Raw genomic sequence first — 18985 nt, 5'->3', positions numbered from 1 at the left:
CGCGATGAATCCCCATGAAGAAGTGCAAAAACCTGCCTTGCAGCCGCTTCGGGAGCGCCCCTAGATTGGCAGCCATCCGATAGCCAACAACCCATACGAAGCGAGGTGGCGCATGAGTTCAGCAGCAAACACAGTGGCGCAGTCCGCACAGCAATCTGCACCGGACCCGGCGCCCGCCAGCGCCGTCGCGGAAAGCCCGACGGCGGCCGCGGCCCGGAGTGCCGCAGCCCACAGTGCCGTCGCCCGGACCGCAGCCGACTACTCCGGCTACAAACTGGTCCCGGCCCGGCATCCCTGGCGCTGGGTGGGCACCGTTGTGGTGGCTCTTGGCGTCGTCGCGGTGGCCTGGTCCCTCGCGACGAATCCGCGCTGGGAATGGGGTGTCGTGGCGCAATGGTTCACCGCGCAATCCGTGGTTAACGGCCTCGTGGAGACCCTCAAGTTGACGGCAATCTCCGGCGCGCTCGGCTTTGTCCTCGGCTTCATCCTGGCCCTCATGAGGCTCTCGGCATCGCCGCTGCTGCTCTCAGTGTCCTGGACTTTCTCCTGGATTTTCCGCTCAACGCCGTTGTTGGTCCAAATGCTGCTTTGGTACAACCTGGGTTACCTCTACGAGAAGATCAGCTTGGGCATCCCTTTCACGGATATCCGCTTCTTCGAAGTCCAGACCACTACGCTCATCAGCCAATTCGCGGCGGCCGTGCTGGGCCTGACCCTCAACCAGGCGGCATACTCGGCGGAGATCATCCGTGGCGGCATCCTCTCGGTGGATCAGGGCCAGCTCGAGGCAGCCGCGGCCCTGGGCATCCCGGCGTGGCGACGCTCCACCAGGATCGTGTTGCCGCAGGCCATGCGGGCCATCCTGCCCACTGCCTTCAACGAGATCATCGGCCTGGTCAAGGGCACCTCGATCGTCTACGTCCTGGCATATTCCGAGCTCTTCTACACCGTGCAGGTCATCTACAACCGCACCCAGCAGGTCCTTCCGCTGCTCCTCGTAGCCACCCTCTGGTACGTGGCCATTACGTCGGTCCTGAGCGTCTTCCAGTACTACATCGAGCGGCACTACTCGAAGGGCGCCGTCCGCAACCTGCCGCTCACTCCACTGCAGAAGGCAAGGAAGTTCTTTGCCACCCACGCACCTGTGAACCTTGACCGAGCGAATTTTGACCGAGCGAAGGATGCCCGATGAGTACCGCTGCAACCCGCGGCCACGTGGAAATCGCCAATGTCCGGAAGTCTTTCGGGGGCACGGAAGTCCTCAAGGGGGTGAACCTCACGGTTCCGCCGGGCGGAGTCGCCGTGATCGTGGGACCCTCCGGCTCCGGGAAATCGACCCTACTGCGGACCATCAACCACTTGGAAAAGGTAGACGGCGGGTACATCACCATCGACGGCCAATTGGTGGGCTACCAGGTTCGTGGAAACAAGCTGCACGAACTGCGGGAAAAGGACATCCTCAAGCAGCGCACGGACATCGGCATGGTGTTCCAGAACTTCAACCTGTTCCCGCACCTCACCGCACTGGAAAACGTGACTGAAGCACCCGTCGTCGCGCTCCACCGGAACAAGGCCGAAGCGCGCAACCGTGCGCTGGAACTGCTGGACCGCGTGGGCCTCAAGGACCGGGCCGATGCCTATCCACGGCAGTTGTCCGGCGGTCAGCAGCAGCGCGTTGCCATCGCCCGGGCGCTGGCCCTCGACCCCAAGATCCTGCTCTTCGACGAACCCACTTCGGCGCTCGATCCGGAGTTGGTCAACGAGGTCCTCGACGTCATCCGCGAACTCGCCACGTCGGGCACCACGTTGATCATCGTCACGCACGAAATGGGCTTCGCCCGCGACGTCGCAGACACCGTGGTCTTCATGGACGAAGGCCAGATCGTGGAGCAAGGCAGTCCCCGGGAGATCTTCGCGAATCCCCGTGAACCCCGGACGCGGAGCTTCTTCTCCAAAGTCATCGAACCAGCTTTCAACATCTGAGGAATCTTTGAAAATGCGAAGCATCAAAACCAGGCTTCTGGCGCTCGCGGTGCTGCCCGCCGTCGTACTCCCGGCGCTCGCCGGGTGCTCCGACCCCGGCGCGTCCGCCGCTGGAGCCAGTCCGTCCGCGAGTGCTGCCCGCAACGGCGTCGTCTACAACACCTCGCCCGAGCAGAACCGCATCCGGGCACAGAAGGACGCCACCGCGGCGGCCGCGGTTCCCGCTGCGATCGGCAAGGACGGCAAACTGACGGTTGCCACCACTGCCGGGTCCATCCCGCTGTCCTTCCATGCGACGGATGACAAGACCCCGATCGGCGTCGAGGTGGACATCGCCCAGCTCGTGGCAGACAAGCTGGGCCTCGCACTGGACGTGCAGGTCACCTCATGGGAGAACTGGCCACTCAAGACGCAGTCGGGCGATTTCGAAGCCGTGTTCTCGAACGTCGGCATCAACAAGGACCGGGTGAAACTGTTCGACTTCTCCACCTACCGCGCCGCGTATATGGGATTCGAAGCCAAGAAGTCGTCCACGTACAGCATCAAGGGCGCGGACGACATCTCCGGGTTAAAGGTCTCGGTGGGCTCGGGCACCAACCAGGAGAAGATCCTCCTGGCCTGGAACAAGGACCTCGAATCCCGCGGCAAGGCGCCCGCAACCCTGCAGTACTACTCCTCCGACGCCGACACCATCCTGGCGCTTTCCTCCGGCCGGACAGACTTGAACATCGCGCCCTACCCGTCCGTCTCCTACCGCGAGAACACCCGGAACGACCTCAAAGTGGTGGGCAAGGTCAACGCCGGCTGGCCCTCCGAAACCCTCGTTGCGGCTACCACCCTCAAAGGCAACGGCCTCGCCCCGGCCATTACGGATGCCCTGAACTCAGCCATCAAGGACGGCTCCTACGGCAAGGTCCTGGAGCGCTGGGGACTGAGCGAGGAAGCACTGCCGGACTCCAAGACCGTGACAGAGGCAAACTTCGTGAGTGCCCCGGCAGGGAAAACACAATGAAGTTCCAGGTGCTCGACATCATTCCGCACCTGAAGAACCCGGTGACGGGGGAAATCGTCTCGACAGCGGAACGGCTCAACCAAGTGGTGCAGACTGCGCGCCGGGCCGAGGAACTGGGTTTTGACAGTTTCGCGGTGGGGGAGCGGCATGCCGGCGAGTTCATCTCTTCGTCCCCGACGACGGTCCTCGCCGCGATCGCGGCCGTCACCGACCGCATTCGACTGCAGACCGGCGTCACCGTCTTGTCGGTGCTCGATCCCGTGCGGGTGGCCGAAGACTACGCCACGATCGATCAGCTGAGCCGGGGCCGCCTGGAACTCGTGATCGGCAAGGGCAACGAAGTGTTGCAGTACCCCTTGTTCGGGCTCTCCCTCGATGATCAATGGGAGCTGCTCGCCGAGAAGTATGGCCTGTTGCGGCGGCTATGGCGTGAGGAGAACGTCACCTGGTCCGGCCGTTTCCGGCCTGCGTTGACCGAAGCAACGACGACGACGCCGCGACCGTTTGCGGGTTCGCCGCGGATTTGGCACGGCTCGGCTACAACCCTAACCTCGGCCGCGCTCGCCGCCCAGTGGGGCGATCCGCTGTTCACCGCCAACGCGATCCAGCCTCGCGAGAACTACAAGATCCTGATCGAGCACTACCGCGAGGAATACGAACGCCGCGGTCACGATCCGCGCCACCAGTACCTCGGTTCGGGTTCCGGCGCCGGCGGAGTGTTCATTGCCGACACCACGCAGGAAGCAAAACGCCAGTTCGGACCGGTTTATGAGGCGTTGACGGTGGGACGCAATGTGCCGGGCAACAATTCGCCGTTCCGGGACATCCACCACGCCGTGGCTGAAGGACCGGCACTGGTGGGCAGCCCGGAACAGGTCATCGACAAGATCCTGAGCTACCACTCGCTCTACGGCCACGATCTCCAATCCATTTCCTTGCCCACCACGCTGCCTTTCGAGCAGCAGCTGGAGATCCTGGAGCGGTTCGCGCTCGAGGTCATCCCGACCGTCCGCGCCGCCGCGCCCACCACCCTGTGGGAGCCAGCGGATCCCTACGGCGGCCGTCCGGAATTCGCCGGAGCAACGTCAACCGACGCAGCCGGAACCGTCACCGCAGCCCACGCAAACCACAGGAGGAATCTTGCCCACGCCCACTGAAACGGCTACGTCCACCACTGCGGCCTTCACCGCCGCCTGGCAGGAATGGCACGCCGAGCACGAGCGCCACCGGGCCGATCCGCACGGATTCCTCGCTGTCACCCATCTGCACTGGCTTGGTTCCGAAGCTGCTCCGCTCGACGGGGTGCCCGGCACCTGGAGTGTGGAGAACGACGTCGTCACTGTGGTTTTGGAACCAGGCGAAAGCCTGCTTCGGGACGGCCGGGAACTCAACACCGACGCCGTCGGGGCCACCGTCGCGTTCGGCCCGATCGCCGAACGCGACGGCATCAACCTCAACGCGGGGGACACGGTCGTCGAACTCGCCAAGCGCGGCGGCGAGTACATCGTCCGGCCGCGGCACCCCGGGAATCCGCTGCTCAACGAATACCGCGGAACGCCCGCATACGCACCGGATGCATCGTTCGCGGTGAACGGTACGTTCGTGCCGTTTGAGGTTCCCCGACCGACCACAGTGGGGGCCGCCGTCGAGGGTATCCAGCACGTCTACGAGGCGCCCGGCGAGCTCCACTTCACCCTCGCGGGCCAGGACTTGGTGCTCACGGCCTTCAACGGACATGCGCCGGGCACACTCTCGGTGCTGTTCACGGATGCGACGTCGGGCAAGACCACCTACGCGGCCAATCGCTCGCTCACGGCGACCCCGGAATCGGACGGCTCCGTGGTGCTCGACTTCAACCGTGCCGTCAACTTGCCGTGCGCCTACACGGACCTTGCCACGTGCCCGCTCCCACCCGCGGAAAACCGGCTGAGCGTGGCCATCGAAGCCGGCGAACAGATCCCTTACGAAAGGCAGGAGCAGCAATGAGCGGCATCTCCCGTCCGGGCCAGCCCGGATTCTTGGCCTTGGAGCTCGACGGCGACGGCGCCCACCCCGCGGCCTGGCGCAAAGCCCGGCATGCCCCGGATGAGTTGCTGAACGGTTCGCGGATCCGGAACACGGTGCTGGCGGCGGAGTCGGCAGGGTTTCATGTGGCGACGTTCGCTGATGGGCCTGGGACTGACGGCTCCGGCGCAAGCGGGCGAGATGTTGCAGGCCGCCTGAACGCCCTTCAGCGCGCCGCGTTCGCGGGTCCCGTCACGAGTTCCATCGTGCTGGTACCGGAACTGGACACGGTCTACACCGAGCCCTTCCACATCTCCACTCAGCTGGCGAGCTTGGACTATGTCTCGGGCGGACGGGCGGGTTGGCTCGTCGCGGCGAGCGGCTCCGCGGAGGAGGCTGCCGCCGTCGGGCGTTCATTTGTTGAAGGTGCCGCCTTGGCGCAGGAGGCCGCGGCGTCGGTGGAAGTGAGCCGGCGGCTTTGGGATTCCTGGGAGGACGACGCCGTGATCCGCGACGTCCCCACCGGTCGGTACCTCGACGTCGACAAACTGCACTACGTCGACTTCGAGACGCCGGCGGATTTCGCAGGGGCCGGGTATTCCGTGAAAGGGCCCTCCATCATTCCGCGCCCGCTGCAGGGGCAATTGCCCGTAGTTGCGCCGGCCGACTTGCTTCCTTCGGACGTCGACGTGGTGCTGGTGTCCGCTCCGACGCCTTCACTTCTCGCCGCAGAGGTTGCGGAGGTGCGTGCCCGTCTCACTGCTGATGGCGCCGGCGCCGCGGTAGTAGCAGAGCTCGACGTCGTCCTTGACTCGCGCGGTCAAAGCGCCTCCGCGCGGCTCGCCGAACTGGACGCGTTTACTCCGTGGTCGAGTTCCCGGGCGCGTTTCGTCGGTACGGCCGCGGAATTGGCGGACTTCCTTGCCAAGTTGCTTGCGGTGGCCGACGGCGTAAGGCTGCATCCGGCTGTGCTGGACGTGGAACTCGAGGAGTTGGGGCAGCTGGTGCTGCCCGAGCTTCGGCGTCGCGGGGTGCTGAAGCCTGTTGCGGAGGGCGGCACGTTCAGGGAGTTGCTGGGCCTTGAGCGGCCGCTGAGCCGGTACGTGAGCCTGGGCACCGAGGCGGGCGTCGCGGTCATTGGCTCGGAAAACTGAGGAGAGAACATGACACAGCACAATCGTGCTAAATTCCAGCCGAGCGGGAAAATCCAGTTCGGAATCTTCTTCCAGGGCGTCAATTCCGGCACCATCTGGAAGACGCCCGAATCCGGTTCGCAAACCGACTTTGAGTCGTTCCGGAGGATCGCCCAGACCGCCGAACGCGGGCTGTTCGCGGCCTTCTTCCTGGGCGAGGGCCTGCGCTTGCGGGAGCACCTCGGTCGTCCCCACGCCCTCGATGTCGCGGGCAGGCCGGACGCGCAGACCATGCTCGCCGCGCTCGCGTCGGTGACGTCCAACATCGGGCTCGTTGCCACGCAGAACACGACCTACAATGATCCCGCCGACCTCGCGCACAGGCTCGCCTCGCTCGACTTGCTCTCCGGCGGCCGCGCGGCGTGGAACGTCGTGACGACGGACAACGCCTGGACGGGTGCCAACTTCCGGCGGGGCGGCTACCTGGACCATGCCGATCGTTACGTCCATGCCGAGGCCTTCGTGGAGACGGCCAAGAAGATCTGGGATTCGTGGGAGGACGGAGCGGTTTCCTCGTCCGTTTCTGCGGATTCCTGGGCGGTTCCCGGCCATACGCGGCGCGTGCACCACTCCGGGCAGCACTATTCCGTGGATGTCACGCCCCGGCTGCCGCGCAGCGTCCAGTACAGACCTGTGTTGTTCCAAGCTGGCGATTCCCCGGAAGGCCGCGACTTCGCCGCCCGCCAGGCTGACGTCATCTTCTCGGCGCACCCGAAGTTCGACGACGCCGTGGAGTTCCGCGCCCATATCGTCGCGCGTTCCCTGGCTGCCGGACGGGGCGCCAACGACGTCCAGATCATGCCGGCCAGCGAGTTCATCCTTGCCGCCACTGATGAGGAAGCACGCGAGAAGAAGGAATGGATCCGAAGCCTGCAGATCGGGCCGCAGCAGGCGGTCGCGTATCTCGAACAGTTCTGGGGGCGGGAGTTGTCTGCATACGATCCCGATGGTCCGCTTCCGGAGATCGATCCGGTGGTGGAGGAGACGTCCGAGACTCGGGGGAGCGGTTTCCACGGCGCCAAGGCCCGGCAACTCGCCGAACAGTGGCGCGCGGAGGCGAAGGAGAAGGGACTGTCCATCCGGCAGTTCGTGAGCTCCAGGACTTCCAGGGTGGACGCGACGTTCACCGGATCCTACACAGCCGTGGCCGATACCTTGGCCGAGTACGCCCGGGTGGGTGCCGTGGACGGCTTCAACATCTCGCCATGGCTCATCCCCACGGGCCTGGACGACATCGTGAACCACTTGGTGCCCGAACTTCAGGAGCGCGGCGTGTACCCCACGGAGTACGTCGGCTCGACCCTCCGCGAGAACCTGGGCCTAGCGACGCCGCTGCGCTCGGGGGCGTTCGAACCGGTACCCGCCGGGGGCGCGCGGTGAGCTTCCGTGCGCGAGTCGCGGCCGCCGTCGTCGGCTTGCAGACCGACGACGGCGGTTCGCGCGACCCGGACGCGGAGCTGGTGCGGCTCCAACTGACCGTGTGGGAACAGTGGCTTTAGGCGAGTGGCTCCGTGTGCTCGCGCAGCCCCCCTTCGCCGTCGAGCTCGGCCACCGTATCGATATTCAGGCGCCTGAGAAACCCGTGATCGTGGCTCACGATGAGCAATGCGCCGCGGTAGGCGTCCAGGGCTTCGGCGAGTTGCTCGACGCTGGCAATGTCGAGGTTGTTTGTCGGCTCGTCGAGGATCAGCAGCTGGGCGGGCGGCTCCGCCAGGAGCATCTTCGCGAGGCTGACCCGGAACCGTTCTCCTCCCGACAAGCTGGAGACCGGGCGATCAACAGTGGATCCCCGGAGGAGGAGTCGCGCGAGTTGGTTGCGGATGTCTCCGGGCGCCGACGCCGGTGCCGCCTCCCGCACGTTGTCCAGCGCCGAGCGGGAATCGTCCAGTCCGTCGAGCCGTTGCGGGAGGTACCCCACCCGGTCGGTCAGCAGCCTTCCGGTGATCCGGCCCGATGATTCTGCGGGGCGCCCCTCGACGAGGTGTTTGAGGAGTGTCGAATTGCCTGAGCCATTGGGCCCCACCAAGGCCACGCGCTCGGGGCCCTGGATGACAATCGTCCGGGAACCGTCGCTCAGCTCGGCGATCCGGCGGCTCCGCGGCACATCGGGATCGGGGAGACTGAGGTGGATGTGCTCAACCTCCCTGACCCTCGCGTCGGCGGCGTCGACGGCGGCCTGGGCTGACAGCACTTTGTCTTCGAGGGTCGAGCGCATCGAGCCGGCAGATGCTTGCGCCTTGCTCGCACGGTTGCCGGCCAGGATCTTCGGGATGCCGCCGCTGGCCTGGGTCTTCTTCGCTGCGCGCTCGCGGCGGGCAAGCTTCGTTTCGGCTTCGACGCGTTGTTTCTTCTCGACCTTCAGCGCTTGCTGGGCGCTGCGGGCTGCCTGGATGGCGGAGGCCTGCTCCTGCTCGCGATGTTCGGTGAAAAGGCTGTAAGGGCCACCAAATACGTCAAGTTTGCCGGAGTGAAGCTCAGCGGTGGAGTCCATGTGCTCAAGCAACTCGAGGTCGTGGCTGACCACCACGAGGGTGCCCGGCCAACTGTCGACGAAGTCGGCAAGTTTGGCCCGGGTGCGCCGATCAAGGTTGTTGCTCGGCTCGTCGAGAAGCGTAACCGGGGTTCGGCGGATGCGCAGTCCGGTCAGTGCGATGAGCATCGCTTCGCCACCCGAGACCTCGCCGACCCGTCGGTTGAGATCGTCCGCGGAGAAGCCGATTTCGTGGAGGGCCTCGTCTGCCCGGGACTCAAGGTCCCAGTCGTCGCCGATTGTATCGAAATGGCGCTCGTCAACGTCGCCGGCCTCAATGGCATGGAGCGCCTTGAGTGTGCCGTCGATGCCGAGCAGCGCGGCGACCGTCGTTTGGTGCCCGAGGGTCAACGTCTGGGGGAGGTATCCGACGTCGCCGACGGTTTCGACGCGCCCCAGGGTCGGCTTCAGCTTGCCGGCGATCAGACGGAGCAGGGTCGATTTTCCTGCACCATTGCGGCCGACTAGTCCAGTCCGGCCCGTGGTCATAGCGCCATTGAGCCGGTGAAGAGCGGGGCTGCCGTCAGGCCACTCGAATGACAGGTCGTGCAAGGTGATGGCTGATTGTGCTGACATGAGACACATTCCTTTGGTTCTTGCCCATCAGGGGGCGCAGTCATGGGTCAACGTGCTCTCTCCGGGGCGCGAAAACGCGCGCTACTTCGGAGGGCACTGCACCTGACGTACGGAGCTATCAGCTCGGACGCAGGGAATCGCGCCTGCGGACAACTGAAAGCGAGATTTCTCACCGGGTGCGCATGAGCGCAAACAACCGGGCGGCCACCGAACGTCAGGTGGCTAGGCTCTGTCGACCTCAATCTCCATAGCCAAAACCATAACCGCAATTTTCTTGAGCGGCCAATTGGGGATGAGTGTCGGCATTCATCACGGTGGTTCCCATGGAGGCCCTAAACGGTGAAGACCGCGGGCGGTGGTCATCGGGACACCTTTGGGGCCGAGAAGCCTTAGTGCGTCCTCGAATTTTCAGGGCTGCCGGGCGCCCTGAAGTGTAGCGTTTAGGGCGCCTTCACCGGGCACTTTTGCGGGCGGGTCATACGGGAATCAGAGAGTACCTGCTTTATGGCTTTCTTGAAGGGAAGGGATGAAGGTGTCGAGCTGGCAGGTGGGGGACCGGCTTACAGGCGGATCGAACTAGCGAATCTCGGTCCTCTATCCTTGGTCATGGACCCTCGTATGGCCGCCTAGACGGGGAAGGTCCGGCGGATGCCTCGCGCTACTGGGTCCTGTCGATCAGGAGGGAGCAGGATGAAGCTTGTCAGCGCTGACGGTTCAAGCCTTGAGCTGACCGTCGATGCCTATCAGTTTCCCGTGACCGAGAATGCGCCCTTTGGCAAGGATTGGGACAGCAACTGGCTCTATGTCCGCGGGAGTGTGTCGCTTCCGGACGGGCGAACCCACCAGTTCAGGGATCCGTGCCTTACTACCTGGGAGGCTAGGCATCTCCTCGAATGGCTCACGGCCGTCCGTCGCGGCGAAATTACAGGCTCACCAGACAATGAGCCAAGTTTGGACTTCACTGAGCCCGGTATTTCCTTCGGTCTCGAACGGATAGCCATCGATGCGGTTGTACTTCGCGTCTACCTCTCGTACGAAGCCGAACCATCATTCGTCCTAACAGGAGCTCACGGCCACCTGCAAAACTACGTGTGCCTAACGATGACCCTCGCCGAACTCGGCACTGCAACTGCCGAGTGGGAAGCAGAGATACGGGCATATCCGGTGCGCTAGCCGCAACTCTTTGTGGCCATTCGCCGGCATGACCCCAGGTTGCACCCGACAGAGGCAGTCCTCGCAGCGTCCGGTAAAGGGATCCTTTACCGGACACTTGCGTCCGGATTCAGTGTCCTTCACCGGTTGATAGATGCCGCGGGCGGCTCTTCGCGTGCGAAGAGCCGCCCGATCCTCACCACTAGCAGGGTGAATGCGAGCTCCACGGCAGCGAACTCAATGTCGAATTCGCCTCGCGGCCACGTGATCACGCTGTGAACGAAAGACTGATCCTGGATCTTCAGTTCGTCGCCGAGCACCTCGAACGCGGTGCCAGCCTCGCCGAAACCCGCCTCAACAACAGAGAGGCTGGCACCAAAGTAGCTGGCCTAAAACCACTCATAACCCACTTGGGTGTCGCCGATCAATGCCCGGAGCTCGACGACGTCACTATCGACCTGGCCGAGCAAGTCGATAACACTGTCATGGACGTTGACGTCAATGAGCTTCTCGGCTCCGGAGTGGAGCACGGGCCGGATAGACTGGCGGGCCCCAACCACTGACGCCCCTGTTCCGCCCGAGGGCCTTAGCTCTGATTCGAAGTCATCGTGCAGTCCCGGTGTCAGTGGGAGAAGTTTGCTGAGATTTCGGCGAGGGTGCGCCCCTTCGTCTCAGGCGCGAGCCATTGCGAGAGGACTGCGCCGAGTAATGCGACGGCGGCGGCTACGATCATGCTTGGGCCCAGGCCGATGTTGCTGATCGCCCATGGCAGGGCGAAGGTGCCGAGTGCGGCTCCGATGCGGCTGAAGGCCGCGGCGAAGCCCATGCCGATGCCGCGCAGGTGGCCGGGGAATACCTCGGCCGGATAGACCTGGGTCATCGTGGTGTAGCCGGCATTGAAGAAGGAAAAGGCGAGAAACAGTACGAGCACGAGGATCGCTGGTGCGTTCGCCCAGACTCCGATGATTAGCAGGATGCCTGCGCAGAGCCACTGCCCGGGCACGGTGAGGATTCGGCGGCCGAGCTTGTCAATCAGAAGTACGGTGGTGACAACACCCGCGGCCGCAAGTGCGGACAGGCCGACTCCACCGGTCCAGCCGCCGAAGCCGAATTGGTTGAGCACGTCGTCGGCGAAGGTCGCGATCGCGAAGTACGGAGTGACCGCGCAGAACCAAAAACCTGAGGTGAAGAGGGTGGTGCGCCAGTACTGCCTCGAGAACAGCATTCCGAAGGAGGCGCCCTTGATTTTGGTCCTATTCTGCGCCGCTTGGGCCTCTTGGATCATCCTCAGATCGATCTCTTCGGTGATGCTGTTGTGCATCTGGGGCGATTCGACGTATCTGCGCGCGATCGCGAGTGCTTCCTCACGCCGTCCCTTGGTAATGAGCCAGCTCGGCGATTCGGGGAGGCCCAAACGGGCGAGGAACAGGACGAATGCGAGTATCGTGCTCGTGCCGATTACGAGGCGCCATGGGGTGCCGGCGTCGTGCAGGAGCGTGCCGATGATGAATGCCATCATGAAGCCGACGTACCAGGCGATCAGAGTCAGCCCGAGCAATCGCCCGCGGAGCTTTGGAGGGGAGAACTCTGATAGCAATGGCCCACCGATTGAGTACTCGCCGCCGATCGCGACACCCATGAAGAACCGGATGATGGCCAGCTGGATCACGGCCCCTTCTCCGGAGGTTACGAAGAACTGGGCCGCTGAGGCGACCAGGAACAGGCCCATGTCCACGAGGAACATGGGCTTGCGTCCGAACTTGTCAGTAGCCCAGCCGGCCAGCGGGGAGCCGACGAAGATACCAACCAGCGGGCCTGCAGCGATCATGCCCAGGGATAGTGCGTCGAGCTGGAGGTCTGACCGCATGAGTCCGCTGACGGGGCCGATGATTCCGAGGATGTAACCATCGAGGAACATCCCGCCGATGAAGACACCGACAAGCCGCACCATGAAGCGGCGTTTGAACTTGGAGCTGGTCTCTCTTGATATGGAGGTGTCGACGGAGGCCGTCGTCCCGGTCGGATAGATCATTGAGATTTGTTCCCTTCTGACTTCAGCGCAAACCGCTGACGCAGTTTCCTAGACGCACGGACAGCCGCAGCCCTTAGCGACCGGTGGACGAAGCCGACTGGCTTGACGCCAGACGATATGGCCCGCAGGACTCGCGAGCTGATTTCGTCGTTATGTATCACTGCTGCCAAATGTGACATATGACTCATATATCAGAGAACTCTAAGGGTGCGATCCTCACCCGGTCAAGAGTTTGATGTGTTAATTGCTTGTATCCGTCGACTCACGGGGGTCTGTCTGGACCGGCGCAGGTTCCGTGCCGCAGTCATACGAGTTGCGGAGGCGCGTAGTGGACCGCCTCGAATTCGGTCGGCGTGGCCATTTGCGATGGCTGCCGCGGAGCCTGCAGATCTTTGGGCCCCAGAAGCATGACACCAAACGTCCCTGACTACGACTCGTAGTGCCCGGTGCGGGATCGGCTTACGGGCACCAAGGGTGACATGTATCCGCCGCGAATAACCCCCTTCGTCGTGGCATTGAGGTGTTCTTTGCCCCGTGCGGCAAAATGGCAGGATGCCTCTTGCCAATCTGCTCGCCAGCCTTAGAACACTTCCTGAATCGGGATCGCGAGACGCGTATCTGCGGTTCCTGGACGTAGTGGGGGACGCCGCGTTGCGTCGAAATGGTGGGCCGGAGCATGTCACGGGGTCCTGCTTCGTGTTTTCGCCCGAATTCGATCGTGTTCTCCTGTGTTTCCATCGCAAGGGGCAGTTCTGGGTGCAGTTCGGCGGTCACGTCGAGTCCAACGACGCCTCGGTGGCGGAAGCTGCACAGAGGGAGGCCCGCGAGGAGTCCGGAATTGATGACCTGCTCCTGCTTTCTCCAGCGATCGTGGATCTTGACCGACACGATCTGCATGGGGGATTCTCATGTACCGCCCACTGGGATGTGGGGTTCGCCGCGGCCGCAGACCCGGATGCGGAGATCGCCGTGAGTGATGAAAGCGAGGACGTCCGCTGGTTCCCGATCAATGAATTGCCAGTTCAAGTGCCGGCAGGCTTCTGCGCGCGCTTGGAACGCGCCCGGCGAACTGCGATGTCACTGAGTGGGACAAGGATCGGTTAGCAGTGCACGACAAGTTCGGTGTTGAGGCGGCCATTCGTGATGTGTCCGTTGCACACATGACAGAGGACGGACTCTTGACCTGGTTCCGCACCGAATGGCTCTTGGATCCGCGCCCGCTGGCGGCGGATGTGTGGGTGTTCTCGCCGGACTTCCAACGGATACTCGTCGTTCAGCATCGCTGGCGCGGCCTCGTGCCTCCTGGTGGACGAGTAGAACTGGGCGAGACGCCGCGCGAGGGGGCAGTCCGCGAACTTGCGGAAGAGACGGGGATTGAACTCCTTATTGCCGACCGCCCGGCTTTCGCGGCTGCCCGCTCACACCGGTCAGACTGGTCAGCGACACTGAACTTGTCCTACTGGGCGATCGCCGACCCCGCGACCGAGCTCCTGCCGGAGGAGGGCCAACCCGCTCAATGGGTCGATGTTCGCTCGGACTGGCGAACGTTCCACAAACCGGATGCGGCCGTGATTGCCCGGTTTGCAGAACAACAGAGCAGGTAGTGGCGGCTGCCGAGGCCACTTGTCGCGACCCCAACAATTGCGAAGGCATAACTCTGGGCGATCACGCGCTATGTCGCTCGTCGACGCTAGCGTTGGACCATGTCCCTACTGATCCGTCCTTCGATTGCTTTGCATGCGGCGTGGCTAGAGGCGCACGCGGAATGGGGTGACGGTCTCCATGAGGATGGTTTCGGTTTAGTTGAGACTGACGATGTCCGATCGGGGGAAGGATTCCGCGTGTTCGTCGATCGGCTCTTGGTCAAGGAAGCGTCGCTTGGCCACGACGGTGGCACCTTTCGGTGGATCGTCGCGGACGGCGAAGTCCTCGGGGGAATCGCTCTGCGCCACGAATCCGCACACGACGTGGACGTGCTGGGACACGTGGGCTACGGCCTCCGGCCGTCCGCCAGAGGCCGCGGCGTCGCCGTTGCCGCGCTCCGGGAAATGCTGTGTCTGGCGAAGGCTCGCGGCATGAATCGAGTGCTGTTGGCTTGCTTCGTGGACAACGTTCCCTCGGTAAAGACTATTGAACGTTGCGGAGGCGTTCTGGATCGAGTCGTCACGACAGAGCGAGGACAAGTCGGACGCTACACGATCAGGCTTTCATAGCGTCCAGCGATTGATGAGGGCGGCGCTGCGACCATGAACACGTCCACCGGATCCTCGGTCTCCAGGACAAAGCCGTGGCGTTCGTAGAGGCGTCGGGCTGGGCTGCCCTGGAGCACGTTGAGCCGGAACGGCCGGTGGTCCTTGGACTCGCCCATGACCCGCCGGAGCACGCCGGCCCCAAGCCCTTGCCCCTGGAACTCCGGACTGAGGTAAAAGTGCTCGATCCACAGCGCATCGGGTTCCGGGCGGACAGCGATGACACCGGCAGCGTGCCCTTCCACGGCAATGACATAGGTGTGTTCCGGCAGGAACGCATTCAAGAACCGCTCCCGCACCCGGACCGTATCCCAGCGGCCAAGCCGCTCCAAATCCGGACGCATGACGACGGCGCGCAATTCCGCGATCCACCGGGCATCGGCGGGCCGCGCGGGACGGAGCGAGAATTCAGCAGCCACTGGACTATTCAACCTCATCGACGCGTCAAGAGCTGAGCACCCGCACCGCGTTCCCGCGCACCCACGCGCGGACGTCCTCGAAGGCCTCGCCGTAGAAGCGGGCGTAGCTTTGCGACGTGACGTAACCCAAGTGCGGAGTCAGCACGGTGCGCGGGGCCGTGAGGAGGGGGTGGTCCGCCGGCAGGGGCTCGACGTCGTACACGTCGAGGGCCGCGCCGCCGAGCCACCCCTCGTTGAGGCCGCGGAGGAGCGCGGCTTCGTCCACGATCGGCCCGCGGGCTGTGTTCACCAGGACGCCTTCCGGGCCGAGGAGCCGCAGTTCGTCCTCCCCGACGAGCGCCCGGGACCGTTCCGATAACCGCACGTGGACACTAACGACGTCGGCCTCCCGGAAGAGGGCTTCCTTGCTCACTTTCCGTGCGCCTGCATCGGCGGCGGTCTCTTCCGTGAGATTGGGACTCCAAGCAATGACATCCATGCCGAACGCCTTGCCGTAGCGGGCGATTTTGCTCCCGATCTTGCCGAGTCCCAGCACCCCTAAGGTCTTCCCGGACAGCTCGAAACCCACGGTGGATTGCCAGTGGCCAGAGCGGAGCCGTCGATCCTCGAACGGCACATTGCGAGCGAAAGCCAGGAGCAGGGCCCAGGTCAGCTCGGGCGCCGCGGCGGGTGAGCCGCCCGTCCCACAGACCGTGATGCCCTGCTCCCCGGCCGCGCGCACATCGATGGCTGCGTTGACCATTCCAGTGGTGACCAAGAGTTTCAGCTTCGGCAGTTGCCGGAGGATCCCGGCGTCGAAAGTGGTCCGTTCCCGCATGGCCATGATCATGTCGAAGTCGCGGAGGGCATCCACGGCGTCCGCCAAAGGCTCCGTGAAAACGGTGACATCGACGCCGTCGTTCGCGAGCTCAGCCCACGGCGCGTAGTCGTAAGCCACAGCTTGGTAGTCGTCGAGGATGGCAAGGCGCTGGCCCATGGAATTCCCTTTCGCTTGTCCGGATCGCGGTTCCGGATACGTGGAAAGGTACACCCCGCAGCTGGCCCTAGCTCTTCGGCAGGCCCGGCGGGTTCAGTTCCGATTTCTGGATTGCCTCCGCCGAAAGGCCCCAGCGGTCCAGGATCTTGCCGTAGGTGCCATCCTTGATGAGCGAGTTCAGGCCTGCCTGCGCTGCCGCCGCGAACCCGTTGCCCTTCTTGGTGGTCACCGCGATACTCGCCTTGAGTGGCCACCCGCCGTCAACCAGGCCCACGTTCTTTGTCTTGCCGTCTGTCTGCGACTTGTAGGATGCGGTGGCGTTCGGCCCGAACGTGAGGTCCGCACGGCCCGACTGAAGCGCCAGCGTGGAGGCGGAGTCGTCGTCGTAATACTGGAACTCAACCGGCTTCAAACCGTTCTTCTTGTTCTCGGCGTCCCAACGCAACAGGATTGCTTCCTGGTTGGTGCCCGAGCCCACAATGATCCGCTTGCCCGCCACGTCCGGAGCCGAGTCCACCTTCGTGATGGAGCTGTCGCTCTTGGCGTAGAAGCCCAGTTTGTCCTCTCGGTAACTGGCGAAGTCGAACTTGAGCTTGCGCTCTTCCGTCACGGTGACGTTAGAGATGACGGCCTCGTACTTGCCCGATTCCACGCCCAGCGGCCAGTCGGCCCAGGCCGTCGGGACAATGTCCGCCTTGAGTCCCAGGGATTCCGCCAGCGCGACGGCGATGTCCACCTCGTTACCTACCGGCGTCTTGTTGTCCGTTGCATAGACGGCCAGCGGTGCGGCGAATGGGCTTACCGCGACGGTCAGCTTGCCGTCCGCCTTGACCGACTGGGGAACCAAGGCGGCGGCTTCTGGCGAGACCTGCACGGGAAAGCGGTTCTGCTCGGGCGCCAGATTGAAGGTTTTGCCCGCGGAAGCGGACGACGACGGCGCTGACGCGGCTGAGGCGCCCGGGTCCGAGCACGCGGCAAGGCCGAGAGTCGTGGTTACGGCGAGTGCCAGTGCGGCGCCTGTTTTGAGGCGTGAAATAGCCATGGAGTCCCCTTCGAAAGTGATGGATGGAGTGCGTTGCTGCAACTATCCGGCAGGGCCCAGCACCGGTCAAAGCGCTCTGAAACGCTGGGATACAGGGGTTAACGGAGGTTCATTCGAGGTCCCGAAGGGTCACATAAGAGCCACGGTGTAGGCTCTCCCACACAACCGCCGACACGTGAGGAGATTTTTCGTGAGCAACGAGCAAACCCCGGTCAATCAGGCGCTGGATTCCTACGCGGCTGCTGTCCACGCGAAGGACGTCGAAGCATTCGCGGCGCTCTACGACGACAACGTCCACATCTACGATTCCTGGGGGCAATGGCAATACACGGGAATCGAGGCTTGGCGGTCGATGGCGAGCGAATGGTTCTCTTCGCTCGGCGATGAGCGCGTACGGGTCGAATTCAACGACGTGCGGTCCGTCGCAGGGGAGGACGTGGCTTTCGGGCATGCGGCCGTGACCTTCGCCGGGATCTCGGCCGACGGGGAACGGCTCCGGGCGATGACCAACCGCTTCACCATTTGCCTTGAGAAGAAGGACGACGCCTGGAAGATCTCCCACGAGCACTCTTCCTTGCCCATCGATATGGAAACCGGCAAAGGCATCTTCGCGAGCTGAGACGGAACCCACGCAAGCCGGAGAAATAACCCGGGCGCCGCCGTCGTTGTCGCAAGAGTGGCCGGGAAACCAGCCCCTTGAACGAAACCACCTTCGAAAGGCCGGCATCACGTGACTGTTCCCCTCTCCATCCTCGACCTGGCAATCATCGGCAAAGGCCAGACGGCGGCGGAGAGCTTCGCCGGGAGCGTCGCCATGGCGCAACTGGCCGAACGGCTCGGCTACCGGCGGATCTGGTACGCGGAGCACCACAACATGGGCTCGATCGCTTCCTCGGCCACGAGCGTGCTGATTGCCCACATCGCGGCCAACACGAGCACCATCCGGCTCGGTGCCGGCGGCGTCATGCTTCCCAACCACTCGCCGCTCACCATCGCGGAGCAGTTCGGCACCCTTGAGACGCTGCACCCTGGCCGCATCGACCTCGGCCTTGGACGGGCGCCAGGCAGTGACCAGAACACAATGCGAGCACTCCGCCGCGATCCCATGGCCGCGGACACCTTCCCGCAGGATGTACTGGAGCTGCAGGGCTACCTCACGGGACCCACGCGCATCCAGGGCGTCGAAGCCACGCCTGGAAAGGGCACCAACGTGCCGCTCTACATCCTCGGCTCCTCCCTGTTCGGGGCGCATTTGGCGGCGCAGCTCGGCCTGCCCTACGCCTTCGCCTCGCACTTCGCGCCCAACGCGCTGCAGGACGCCGTCGCCGTCTACCGCCGCGAGTTCAAGCCGTCCGAGCAGCTGCAGGAGCCCTACGTGATAGCGGGCGTCAACGTGGTGGCCGCAGATTCGGCGGGAGAAGCCCAACGGCTCTTCCTCGAGGTCAAGCGGGACCGCGTCTCCCGATTCCTGGGCGGCGGACGCGAATTTACCGACGCCGAAGCGGACCTCATCCTCGACTCGCCGCAAGGCCAGCACATCGCGCAAATGGTCAAGTACTCCGCCGTGGGCACGCCGGAAGTGGTGCGCGATTACCTTGACGAGTTTGCCCGCCACGCTGATGCCGACGAACTGATCGTTGCCCACCAAAGCACGGGCACGGAGCAGCGCCTGCGGTCCGTGGAGCTGGTTGCGGAAGCCGTGGGGCTGACCCGGGTTTAGCGAGCACGCGGAGGATGGCTGTTGTGCCGATCCAACGTAACTAAAGCAAACTCGTTACACCCCGGCAATACGCGGGTCATGGAGGCGAAACCCGGCG

Annotated in this window: 20 protein-coding genes; 15 read left to right on the top strand and 5 right to left on the bottom strand. The window is 63.9% G+C overall.

The window, feature by feature from the left end; genetic code table 11:
- Positions 1-112 precede the first annotated feature (112 nt).
- From ABEA18_RS06740 to ABEA18_RS06705, 8 genes are read left to right on the top strand one after another with little or no spacing between them, the layout of a single operon-like run.
- Complete coding sequence (locus ABEA18_RS06740; RefSeq protein WP_345448519.1) at positions 113-1192, top strand: amino acid ABC transporter permease; 1080 nt, start codon at positions 113-115, stop codon at positions 1190-1192.
- A complete protein-coding gene (locus ABEA18_RS06735; RefSeq protein WP_345448518.1) occupies positions 1189-1983 on the top strand; it encodes an amino acid ABC transporter ATP-binding protein in 795 nt (264 codons plus the stop codon). The genes ABEA18_RS06740 and ABEA18_RS06735 overlap by 4 nt, the downstream gene beginning before the upstream one ends.
- A 13-nt stretch (positions 1984-1996) precedes the next feature.
- Positions 1997-2995: an ABC transporter substrate-binding protein gene (locus ABEA18_RS06730; protein WP_345448517.1), complete on the top strand. Its 999-nt coding sequence runs from the start codon at positions 1997-1999 to the stop codon at positions 2993-2995.
- A complete protein-coding gene (locus ABEA18_RS06725; protein ID WP_345448516.1) occupies positions 2992-4152 on the top strand; it encodes an LLM class flavin-dependent oxidoreductase in 1161 nt (386 codons plus the stop codon). Before ABEA18_RS06730 ends, ABEA18_RS06725 begins: the two co-directional genes overlap by 4 nt.
- Complete coding sequence (locus ABEA18_RS06720; RefSeq protein WP_345448515.1) at positions 4136-4981, top strand: DUF1684 domain-containing protein; 846 nt, start codon at positions 4136-4138, stop codon at positions 4979-4981. Before ABEA18_RS06725 ends, ABEA18_RS06720 begins: the two co-directional genes overlap by 17 nt.
- Positions 4978-6153 (top strand): LLM class flavin-dependent oxidoreductase, encoded by a 1176-nt coding sequence (locus ABEA18_RS06715; RefSeq protein ID WP_345448514.1) that lies wholly within the window; start codon positions 4978-4980, stop codon positions 6151-6153. Before ABEA18_RS06720 ends, ABEA18_RS06715 begins: the two co-directional genes overlap by 4 nt.
- Before the next feature lie 9 nt (positions 6154-6162).
- Positions 6163-7572 (top strand): NtaA/DmoA family FMN-dependent monooxygenase, encoded by a 1410-nt coding sequence (locus tag ABEA18_RS06710; protein ID WP_345448513.1) that lies wholly within the window; start codon positions 6163-6165, stop codon positions 7570-7572.
- Positions 7569-7691, top strand: coding sequence for a hypothetical protein (locus ABEA18_RS06705; protein WP_345448512.1), 123 nt, complete (start codon positions 7569-7571; stop codon positions 7689-7691). Before ABEA18_RS06710 ends, ABEA18_RS06705 begins: the two co-directional genes overlap by 4 nt.
- Here the strand turns inward: ABEA18_RS06705 and ABEA18_RS06700 are convergent.
- The gene (locus tag ABEA18_RS06700) at positions 7688-9298 is read right to left on the bottom strand and encodes an ABC-F family ATP-binding cassette domain-containing protein (RefSeq protein ID WP_345448511.1); all 1611 of its coding nucleotides are present in this window, start codon (positions 9296-9298) and stop codon (positions 7688-7690) included. The two genes, ABEA18_RS06705 and ABEA18_RS06700, sit on opposite strands and share 4 nt — an antisense overlap.
- A 690-nt stretch (positions 9299-9988) precedes the next feature.
- On the opposite strand from ABEA18_RS06700, the gene ABEA18_RS06695 reads away from it, so the two are divergent.
- Complete coding sequence (locus ABEA18_RS06695; RefSeq protein WP_345448510.1) at positions 9989-10471, top strand: WapI family immunity protein; 483 nt, start codon at positions 9989-9991, stop codon at positions 10469-10471.
- A gap of 254 nt (positions 10472-10725) precedes the next feature.
- Entirely contained in the window at positions 10726-11013 is a 288-nt protein-coding gene (locus ABEA18_RS06690; RefSeq protein WP_345448509.1) for a hypothetical protein, read from the top strand.
- Positions 11014-11072: 59 nt separating this feature from the next.
- On the opposite strand, the gene ABEA18_RS06685 is transcribed toward ABEA18_RS06690, so the two are convergent.
- Positions 11073-12482, bottom strand: a complete 1410-nt coding sequence (locus tag ABEA18_RS06685) for an MFS transporter (protein ID WP_345448508.1) — start codon at positions 12480-12482, stop codon at positions 11073-11075.
- Positions 12483-13034: 552 nt separating this feature from the next.
- On the opposite strand from ABEA18_RS06685, the gene ABEA18_RS06680 reads away from it, so the two are divergent.
- From ABEA18_RS06680 to ABEA18_RS24605, 3 genes are all read left to right on the top strand, one after another.
- Complete coding sequence (locus tag ABEA18_RS06680) at positions 13035-13586, top strand: NUDIX hydrolase (RefSeq protein WP_345448507.1); 552 nt, start codon at positions 13035-13037, stop codon at positions 13584-13586.
- A gap of 2 nt (positions 13587-13588) precedes the next feature.
- Complete coding sequence (locus ABEA18_RS06675; protein ID WP_345448506.1) at positions 13589-14086, top strand: NUDIX domain-containing protein; 498 nt, start codon at positions 13589-13591, stop codon at positions 14084-14086.
- Between the two features lie 99 nt (positions 14087-14185).
- Positions 14186-14695 (top strand): GNAT family N-acetyltransferase, encoded by a 510-nt coding sequence (locus tag ABEA18_RS24605; RefSeq protein WP_425550488.1) that lies wholly within the window; start codon positions 14186-14188, stop codon positions 14693-14695.
- Here the strand turns inward: ABEA18_RS24605 and ABEA18_RS06665 are convergent.
- The 3 genes from ABEA18_RS06665 to ABEA18_RS06655 form a co-directional block, all read right to left on the bottom strand.
- Positions 14674-15150, bottom strand: a complete 477-nt coding sequence (locus ABEA18_RS06665; protein ID WP_345448504.1) for a GNAT family N-acetyltransferase — start codon at positions 15148-15150, stop codon at positions 14674-14676. The genes ABEA18_RS24605 and ABEA18_RS06665 overlap by 22 nt on opposite strands.
- A 25-nt stretch (positions 15151-15175) precedes the next feature.
- Positions 15176-16126: a D-2-hydroxyacid dehydrogenase family protein gene (locus ABEA18_RS06660; protein WP_345448503.1), complete on the bottom strand. Its 951-nt coding sequence runs from the start codon at positions 16124-16126 to the stop codon at positions 15176-15178.
- A 67-nt stretch (positions 16127-16193) separates the two neighbouring features.
- A complete protein-coding gene (locus tag ABEA18_RS06655) occupies positions 16194-17168 on the bottom strand; it encodes an ABC transporter substrate-binding protein (protein ID WP_345448502.1) in 975 nt (324 codons plus the stop codon).
- Between the two features lie 190 nt (positions 17169-17358).
- On the opposite strand from ABEA18_RS06655, the gene ABEA18_RS06650 reads away from it, so the two are divergent.
- Both ABEA18_RS06650 and ABEA18_RS06645 read left to right on the top strand, forming a co-directional pair.
- Positions 17359-17787 carry a YybH family protein gene (locus ABEA18_RS06650; RefSeq protein WP_345448501.1) on the top strand — a complete coding sequence of 143 codons (429 nt, stop codon included), beginning with the start codon at positions 17359-17361 and terminating at the stop codon, positions 17785-17787.
- 111 nt (positions 17788-17898) lie between these two features.
- Entirely contained in the window at positions 17899-18888 is a 990-nt protein-coding gene (locus ABEA18_RS06645) for an LLM class flavin-dependent oxidoreductase (protein WP_345448500.1), read from the top strand.
- The last annotated feature ends 97 nt before the right edge of the window (positions 18889-18985 follow it).

The organism is Arthrobacter gyeryongensis (assembly GCF_039543785.1).
In the GTDB taxonomy this organism is placed as follows: domain Bacteria; phylum Actinomycetota; class Actinomycetes; order Actinomycetales; family Micrococcaceae; genus Arthrobacter; species Arthrobacter gyeryongensis.
The sequence above is the reverse complement of the archived record's forward strand: the minus strand, read 5'-3'. Positions and strand labels throughout refer to the sequence as shown.